General features: G+C 32.2%; 7 protein-coding genes. 6 read left to right on the forward strand and 1 reads right to left on the reverse strand.

Features of this window, described 5'->3' with window-relative positions; genetic code table 11:
• Nucleotides 1–39 precede the first annotated feature (39 nt).
• The 6 genes from L3X37_RS14755 to L3X37_RS14780 all read left to right on the forward strand — a co-directional run bounded on the left by L3X37_RS14755 (nt 40) and on the right by L3X37_RS14780 (nt 7,918).
• Nucleotides 40–1,344, forward strand: coding sequence for a dicarboxylate/amino acid:cation symporter (locus tag L3X37_RS14755; RefSeq protein ID WP_237240936.1), 1,305 nt, complete (start codon nt 40–42; stop codon nt 1,342–1,344).
• A gap of 808 nt (nt 1,345–2,152) precedes the next feature.
• Complete coding sequence (gene phnA / locus L3X37_RS14760; RefSeq protein ID WP_237240937.1) at nt 2,153–3,409, forward strand: phosphonoacetate hydrolase; 1,257 nt, start codon at nt 2,153–2,155, stop codon at nt 3,407–3,409.
• On the forward strand, nt 3,406–4,887 hold the full coding sequence (locus tag L3X37_RS14765) for an aldehyde dehydrogenase family protein (protein ID WP_237240938.1): 1,482 nt from the start codon (nt 3,406–3,408) through the stop codon (nt 4,885–4,887). Before phnA ends, L3X37_RS14765 begins: the two co-directional genes overlap by 4 nt.
• 59 nt (nt 4,888–4,946) lie before the next feature.
• The gene (locus L3X37_RS14770; protein ID WP_237240939.1) at nt 4,947–6,056 is read left to right on the forward strand and encodes a 2-aminoethylphosphonate aminotransferase; all 1,110 of its coding nucleotides are present in this window, start codon (nt 4,947–4,949) and stop codon (nt 6,054–6,056) included.
• A gap of 18 nt (nt 6,057–6,074) precedes the next feature.
• On the forward strand, nt 6,075–6,644 hold the full coding sequence (locus L3X37_RS14775; RefSeq protein ID WP_237240940.1) for a helix-turn-helix domain-containing protein: 570 nt from the start codon (nt 6,075–6,077) through the stop codon (nt 6,642–6,644).
• A 2-nt stretch (nt 6,645–6,646) separates the two neighbouring features.
• A complete protein-coding gene (locus L3X37_RS14780) occupies nt 6,647–7,918 on the forward strand; it encodes an MFS transporter (RefSeq protein WP_237240941.1) in 1,272 nt (423 codons plus the stop codon).
• Nucleotides 7,919–8,146: 228 nt separating this feature from the next.
• Here L3X37_RS14780 and L3X37_RS14785 read toward each other — a convergent pair whose 3' ends face one another.
• Nucleotides 8,147–8,689, reverse strand: a complete 543-nt coding sequence (locus L3X37_RS14785) for a phage integrase SAM-like domain and Arm DNA-binding domain-containing protein (RefSeq protein WP_237240942.1) — start codon at nt 8,687–8,689, stop codon at nt 8,147–8,149.
• Nucleotides 8,690–8,843 lie beyond the last annotated feature (154 nt).

An 8,843-nucleotide genomic window follows, 5' to 3' on the forward strand; every position in this document is an offset into this window, starting at 1 on the left:
AGAAGATAAGAGTAAAATATAATTTTTAAAGAATTCAAAATGAAAAAACTCGCATTACATTGGAAAATATTACTAGGTATGTTTTTAGGCGTAGTAATTGGATTATTAATGACAAATTTTGAAGGAGGAAAAGAACTCATTCAAGACTGGATAAAACCTTTTGGTAAGATATTTATTAACTCTCTTAAACTTATTGCAATCCCATTAATATTGGCAGCTCTTATTAAAGGAGTATCCGATTTAAAAGATATCTCAAAGCTTTCTAAAATGGGTGGTAGAACTATAGGAATATACATTACAACTACAATAATTGCAGTTTCAATAGGCTTACTTTTAGTGAATTTGGTAAACCCTGGACATTCTATTTCTGAAGAAACCAGAACTGAAATGGTTAGTAATTATAGTGATAATACTACGAAGTACAAAGAAACTGCTAAAACACAAAAAGAAGCAGGCCCATTAAAACCATTAGAAGACTTGGTTCCCGAGAATATATTTTCTTCTGCCACTAGTAATCGTAATATGCTACAAGTCATATTTTTTGCTGTATTTTTTGGTATTGGTCTTATTTTGATTCCAGAAGAAAAAGGAAGAACAGTTAAACATTTCTTTGATGGGTTTAATGAAGTTATTTTAAAAATGGTCGATTTAATTATGCTTGCCGCACCTTATGGGGTGTTTGCATTATTAGCTGCTTTAGTCGCTGAGTCGCCAAGTATAGATTTATTTAAAGCATTAGGATGGTATGCCTTAACCGTTGTAATTGGATTACTTTTAATGATAACTATTTACACACTAATGGTTTTGGTATTCACTAAAAAGAAACCTAGTTTTTTTATCAATGGAATTTCTCCAGCTCAATTATTAGCCTTCTCTACAAGTTCAAGTGCAGCCACATTACCAGTAACTATGGAACGTGTAACCGAGCATTTAGGTGTTGAGGAAGAAGTTGCTAGTTTTGTTTTACCAATAGGAGCAACTATTAATATGGATGGTACTAGCTTATATCAAGCTGTAGCCGCCGTCTTTATAGCACAAGCCTTTGGTATGAATTTAGATTTTGGAACACAGTTAGGCATTATTGCTACGGCCACTTTGGCTTCTATTGGTAGTGCTGCTGTGCCAGGAGCAGGTATGGTCATGTTAGTTGGTGTGCTTGGTTATGCAGGAATCCCAGAGGCAGGTTTGGCATTAATATTTGCTGTGGATAGACCTTTAGATATGTGTAGAACAGCAGTTAACGTAACTGGAGATGCAGCTGTTTCTATGATGGTTGCAAAATCTATAGGGAAATTAGGTGAGCCTAAAGTGAAGGATTGGGACGATAATTATTTAAAAAAATAAATTGATAATATTTAAACACATTTCAAATAGGATCTACTATAGTTAAATCAAAATAAAACGTCATAATTTTGCATAAAAAAATAGTTCATCAGGATTATAATTGTATTTACGTCTAATTTATACAAATATACTTTTAACGAGATATTATCTGGAAATAATAAATCTTTTTCCCAAATATTAACAAAAAAGTCCTGCGCTAAATCTTCACAAACATCTTTTGAAGACAAAAAGCGATTTGCATACATAACAAGTGACTCGTAGTGCACATCAAAAACCTCTTTCAAGTTACCCTTAGTTATATTGCTTATTTGAGATACCAATTACCTTTATATTTAATAAAGCTATATTTTGTCTTTACTTTTATTAAGTCTATATATTTTAACAATCATTGATTGACAAAACCTAAGTATAGACCATGAAAAAACCACAGATTCTATTTCGTATCACATAGACTCTGTTTTTACTAATAGTAAAATTTTTATAACAAATATAAAATTTAATTTCAATTTTTATATTATTTGTCAAATTATTTTACATTTAATAAAAACAATTATACATATATAATTATTACCACTAGCAGAAAAAAGCACAAAAACAGCAAGCTGTAAACATATAAAAACTAACACATAACAAGCAACTATCTGGCAATCCAAAAACCATTTTAAAGGAATAGTATTATAAAAAATAAAAATATTGAAATTTTACTAATATGAAAATATTTTTAATTTTAGGAAAAAAATATTCAAAAAATTATATTATTTGTAAAATAATTTTACTTTTGCTAAAACTTAATTTATAATTGATAAGAATGGAAATTAACAATAGAAGTTATCCAAAACAAGACAAAACCATCATAGGAATATGCATGGACGGAACATCGTATCCGTATTATGAAGCTGCAAAAGATGTTATGCCAAATTTACAACGCTTTATTAAGGAAGGCTCATTTGGTTTAGTAAATACCGTAATTCCATCATTTACTAATCCAAATAATATGGCAATTACAACTGGGGTACCTCCAAACGTAAATGGTATCTGCGGAAATTTTTACTGGGATACAGAATTGCAAGAAGAGGTAATGATGAATGACCCGAAGTATTTGAAAGTTCCAACTATTCTTTCTGAAATGAGTAAAAGTGGGCGTAAAGTAGCTGTTGTTACTGCAAAAGACAAATTACGTCGTATGCTTTCACACAATTTAGAGGGTATCTGTTTCTCTGCTGAATTTGCCAATGAGGCAACTTTAGAAAATAATGGTATTGAAAATGTTGAAGAGGATTTAATGGGTAAAGAAAGACCAGGTATTTACGATCCTTATATTTCGGTTTATTGCATTGAAGCAGGAGCAAAACTGCTAGCCAGAGAACACTTTGATGTTTTATACTTAACTACGACAGACTTTGTTCAGCATAAATATGCACCAGGAAGTGAAGGTGCCAACGATTTCTTGGCGAAAATTGATTATTGGTTTGGAGAGCTTGACAAGCAAGGTGCTATTCTAGGAATTACGGCAGATCATGGAATGGAAGCTAAAACCAATAATGATGGAACTCCAAAAGTTCAATTCATAGAAGAGCTGTTAAACGAACAAAATATTCCTTCAAGAGTGATTCTTCCTATTACGGATCCGTATGTTGTACATCACGGAGCTTTAGGAGGGTACGGGACTCTTTATCTAGATGACAAATCACAATTAGAAGAAGCAAAATCATACTTATTAAGTTTAGACGGTATCGAAAAGGTATTAACCAATAATGAAGCAGTTGAAGAATATGAACTACCAAGTGATAGAATTGGTGACCTTGTAGTTTTAGCTGATGCTTCAACAACTATTGGTAGAACTCCTGACTGGCACGATTTAGACAAAGTAAAAGAAGGGTTACGTTCTCACGGTGGTGAGCACTGCCAAGTAGTTCCAATGATTTTTAATAAAAAATTGAACAACGAATATGCGGAAAAACTAGCAACAGGCGAGTGCAGAAACTTCGATTTATACCATTTCCTAAGTAATGGATTTGAAAACGCTTCTCAAGAAAGCAAAAACACTCTTAAAGCTAAATTATGAGCCAATCACAACAAACATTAGAAAAAAGCAGTCATAAAAACGAGGATGGCATCATTGAGTTTGGTGCCATAATAAACGGCAAGCAAGTAACCACAGGAGAATGGATTGAAGTTTATAATCCATACACCAAAAAATTGGTTGGTAGAGTTGCTTCAATTGATACTGATACTCTAGACCAAGTATTAAAAGACACTTATAATACTAAAGTTACGCTTACCCGCTATCAACGCTATGAAATTCTAAACAAAATAGCCGATGAGCTAGAAAAACGTGTAGATGAAGTTAGCCAAATGATTACTGACGAAACTGGTTTATGCCTAAAAGATACACGATATGAGGCAAGTCGTGTTTCAGACGTATTACGTTTTTCTGCAATGAAAGCCTTAGATGATGATTCTGAAGTTTTTCCATGCGATGTTTCAAAAAACGGAAAACCCAGACGTATTTATACCACACGAGTTCCTTTAGGATTAGTTAGCGCTATTACACCTTTCAATCATCCAATGAACCAAGTAGTGCATAAAATTGCACCTGCAATTGCTACAAATAATACCGTAGTATTAAAACCATCTGAAAGAACACCTTTATCTGCTTATTATTTTGCACAATTAGCCATAGAATGCGGTTTACCAGCAAACATGCTTAATTGTATCAACGGAAAAGATATTCAAGCAACTTCAGAAATGATGACTGTTCATCCTGATATTACTATGGTTTCTTTTACCGGTGGAAGTAAAATCGGAAAAATTATTGCTTCAAAAGCCGGTTACAAAAAACTAGTTTTAGAATTAGGCGGTAGTTCTGCATTATTAGTTTTAGATGATGCCGATATTGATGAAGCTGTTGAAGTTACTATGGCAGGAACTTTTAAAAACTCTGCCCAACGCTGTACAGCTATTCGAAGAATTTTAGTCCATAATAGTATTGCTGACGAATACGCCTCTAAGTTAGCGGACCGCGTACAAGCTATAAAATATGGAGACCCATACGATGCCAATAATGATATGGGAACAGTTATAACTGAAGAGGCTGCAAAAGAAATGGAAGCTAGAGTAAAAGACGCAATTGCTAATGGCGCTGTATGTCTATCCGGAAATAAACGAGATGGTGCATTATTTGCTCCAACAGTTTTAGACCATATTAAAAACGACCATGAAGTTGTCGCCAAAGAAACATTTGGTCCAGTGGCTCCTATCATTAGATTTGAAACTTTAGATGAAGCTATAGAAATTGCAAACGATACACCTTATGGATTATCTGGTGGTGTAGTAAGCAATCACTGGCCATCCATTCAACGTGTTATCACAGAACTGGATACGGGCACTGTAAATGTAAACGAAGCACCTAGTTATAGGTTAGAGTGGACACCTTTTGGAGGTGTCAAAGATTCTGGTTTAGGATACAAAGAAGGTGTAATTGAAGCTATGAAAGGATACACATATGTTAAAACATACTCTCTACCTTGGGATATTGCCTAAAATTTTAAAAATCATACAAAATAACTTCAAAAGTTTTTAGGAGTTAAAAAAATATAATAATGAAGATTACAAGAAATGTATTATTAAACCCTGGACCAGCAACAACTACCGATTCAGTAAAATTAGCACAAGCTGTACCAGATATTTGTCCACGAGAACAAGAGTTTGGTGATTTAATGGAGTTTTGTGCCACTGAAATCACAAAATTTGTTGGAAATACAAATGATTATGCTACAGTATTATTTGGCGGTTCTGGAACAGCAACTGTAGAAGCTATTTTAAACTCTGTAATTCCAGACAGCGGCAAAGTTTTAATTATCGATAATGGTGCTTATGGTAAGCGTATGTGTCAAATAACAAGTGTATACAAAATACCAACTGTTATTTATGAATCATCTTCTATAGAGCCAATAAATTTAAATGCTTTAGAAGACTTAATAAATAGTACTGAAGGCTTAACACATTTAGCCATGATTCATCATGAAACAACTACAGGTTTATTGAATGACGTTACATCTGTTGGAGCTATTTGTAAAAAACATAACATAAGTTTTATTGTAGATTCCATGAGTGGTTTTGCAGCAATTCCTGTAGATATGAAATCTATGAATATTGATTATTTAGCTGCAAGTTCAAATAAAAACATCCAAGGAATGGCTGGTATTGGCTTTGCTATATGTAATAAAGCTGCACTAGAATCTACTGCTTCAATTCCAATGCGTAGTTTGTACTTAAACCTTTATGCACAATATGCGTATTTCGAAAAAACACATCAAACTAGATTTACACCACCAGTACAAACATTTTATGCCCTAAAACAAGCTATTGTTGAAACTCATGAAGAAACCATTGAAGGTAGATATGCCCGATATACAAAATCTTGGGAAACACTTTTAGATGGTTTAGATACTCTAGGGTTAGAATATTTAATTGATAAAGAGCATCATTCTAGAATTATAACTTCAATTATTGAACCAAATACTGAAACTTATGATTTTAATGAAATGCATGATTATTTCTTTGAAAAAGGTTTTACTATTTACCCTGGTAAAGTAAATAACTATGACACATTTAGAATTTCCAACATTGGACAAATTGATTATAAAGACATCAAAGATTTTCTGAAAGTTTTAAAAGCGTATCTTGTGAAGATAAATTATATTCAATAACATTAAATTTTTTAAATCTTGGAAGACATACTAGTAAACCTCGGAAAACAACTTAAAAAAGTAAGAGTAAACAAAAACTTAAGCTTAAAGCAAGTTGCTGAAATGAGTGATCTAAGCATTGGTTTAATTTCTAAAATAGAAAACTTTAGAACAACACCATCTCTTCCAGTTTTATTAAAAATCATGCAATCTTTAGAGGTTGATTTATCAGAATTAAACTTAAGTCCTAACAACAAAGAACCATATGTTTTAATAAAGAAAGGGGAAGGAACAGTTGAAGAAAGAGAAGATTCTAGAGGATTAGAATATAATTTTTTGTTTTCAGATAGTATAGCTAATAGCAACTTAAGATTATATATTATAAATGTTAAAAAGGATGTTTACAGAGAGCCCATTTCTACAGATGCTATTGAGTTGCTTTATGTTATTAATGGCAAACTAGAATATATACTTAATGAAGAAGTTATTAAATTAAGTGAAGGAGACATCTTATTTTTTGATGGTTCCACACCCCATGCATTACAAAATAAAAACACAAAGACTGCAACTTTATTAAAATTATATATGATTCAGAAAAACTCATATTAATAATGTCTTTAACATCTCAACAAAAGTACTGGAGAAAACGAATATTCATCCTCACTTGGCTTGCCTATGCAGGGTTTTATTTTGGTAGAAAAAACTTATCGGTTACTTGGAGTTCAATGGAAGTCGATTTGGGTTTAGATAATTCTGACTACGCCTCTATTATTTTTGTTAACAGTTTAATTTACACTATTGGTCAGTTTTTAAACGGCTATTTATCAGATAAATTTGGCCCTCGAAAAATTGTAAGTATAGGTTTGTTTTTAGCAGCTACTGTAAACTTCTTTTTAGGTATGTCCTTTTCAATTGGCATTATTGTATTTTTAATTGCATTAAATGGGTATGGGCAATCCACAGGCTGGAGTGGTTTAATAAAAAACATGACTCCTTGGTACAGAAGTAACGAAAGAGGAATAGTGATGTCTTGGTGGTCTACGTGTTATGTTACTGGTGGTTTTTTAGCTACTGTGTTTGCAACTTACGTAGCCTTCGATATGGATTTCATGTCTGAATTAACCTGGAGAAGAGGTTTCATCTTTCCTTCTATCGTCCTAATAGCAATTGCTTTTATCTACTTACTTTTTACAAGAAATAGTCCTAAAAGTATTGACCTCCCTGTTATTATAGAAGCTAAATATAACCTTAGTGATGATGGGAAGCCCAATAACATTAAGCTACTAAAAATTTTAATAAAAAATAAAGCATTATGGATTTATTCGAGTTGTTATATGATTCTGAAAATGACACGTTATGCTTTTCTGTTTTGGCTACCTATTTACTTAGAAAAAGGACTAAGCTATAATGTAAATGAAGCTGGTTATATATCATCTGTTTACGAATTAATAGGGTTCTTTGGAGTCATTCTTGCAGGTTATGCCTCAGATAAATTATTTAACTCTAAACGTTTTAGTACCGTTTCTCTTATGATGATTGGCTTAGCAGTTGTCTGTTTAATACATCCTTATATGGTAAGCTTTGGCAAGATAGGAGTTATATTAAGTATCGCATTAATAGGAATAGCCACCTATGGTCCAGATTCTCTTATTTGTACTGCAGGTTCTATGGATGTAGGAGGTAAAAAAGGAGCTGGTATGGCTGCTGGTATTATCAATGGCATGGGCTCTATAGGGCAAATGTTTTCAGGGTTTATTGTTGTAGCTATTAATGAAGCTTATGGTTGGGACAACCTTTTTAATTTCTTTGTAGTTATGGCATTTACAGGAGGTGTTTTGGCCTCTTTAAAATGGAATTTTAAGAGTCCTGAAAAACACCAGTAAACAATATTTATAACTTAAATGTTTATTACTATATGTACCGGACCAAGCTTTGGCTTCTATTTAATTTATTAGCACATTAAGGATTCATTTTAAAAGCTTTACACTCAGTTGTGTTATTTTCATTTTCTGAATTAATATTATGACATGCTACAGTTTTTAATAAAACCGATATTTTTAATATGAATACTAAACATGTTAACGACTAAAATTGCTATTCCTATTTGAAACTCAAAGTAGAGTACTTATAGACCGTAAATAGTTAGAAATACTATTAGTTCTAAGTCCTTCAAGCTTCAACTGATGAATAAATTCTGTTAACAGTTTGTAGTCTATTTTATTAAACGCTATATCATCATTACTAAATGCCGTGAGTCTATTTACAGCTGCTTGGTAAACAAGAGCATTTTCTGTTCTGCCCTCATCCATCATCTGATCAATTAACTCTTGTGCAAACTTTTTAAACGATTTAGTGGTATTTGGTGCTTCTCCTTTAATGAAACTGCGAAGCTTTTCAATAGTAAAATCATCGTCTAAAGTTAGAATAGCTTTCTCAATTTTGAAGTAATCTTTCAATAATTTCAAGTTAAGTAGTTTAGCATTAGGTTGTTGTTTTATAATTTGAAAATGCTGACTATCCCAGTAGTGTTCTAAGATTGAAATACCTGAATTGATTGTGTAAACTCTATTAATATGTGTAATTCTGTAAATGATGTTGTAAGTACCATCAGCTTTTGGTCTTCTAGTATCTAATTTGGTTTTTACATTTACCATAATGGAAGTATTATGGTCAAGTTTGTGCAAACTATAGCTAAATCATTGTAATTTGTCATATTTTTTGTATTTTGCAGTATGGCATATTCATTAGATTTCAGGAAACAAGTCTTTAAAGTAAAGCAAAAAGAAAAGCTTACTTTTGAGCAAACAA

Origin of the sequence: Wocania arenilitoris (assembly GCF_021728535.1) — a bacterium.
Lineage (GTDB): Bacteria > Bacteroidota > Bacteroidia > Flavobacteriales > Flavobacteriaceae > Wocania_A > Wocania_A arenilitoris.

Coding starts and splice junctions, on each gene's coding strand:
- phnA (WP_237240937.1), top strand. CDS start 2,153: ATGGAAATTAACAATAGAAGTTATCCAAAACAAGACAAAACCATCATA.
- L3X37_RS14755 (WP_237240936.1), top strand. CDS start 40: ATGAAAAAACTCGCATTACATTGGAAAATATTACTAGGTATGTTTTTA.
- L3X37_RS14785 (WP_237240942.1), bottom strand. CDS start 8,689: ATGGTAAATGTAAAAACCAAATTAGATACTAGAAGACCAAAAGCTGAT.
- L3X37_RS14780 (WP_237240941.1), top strand. CDS start 6,647: ATGTCTTTAACATCTCAACAAAAGTACTGGAGAAAACGAATATTCATC.
- L3X37_RS14770 (WP_237240939.1), top strand. CDS start 4,947: ATGAAGATTACAAGAAATGTATTATTAAACCCTGGACCAGCAACAACT.
- L3X37_RS14765 (WP_237240938.1), top strand. CDS start 3,406: ATGAGCCAATCACAACAAACATTAGAAAAAAGCAGTCATAAAAACGAG.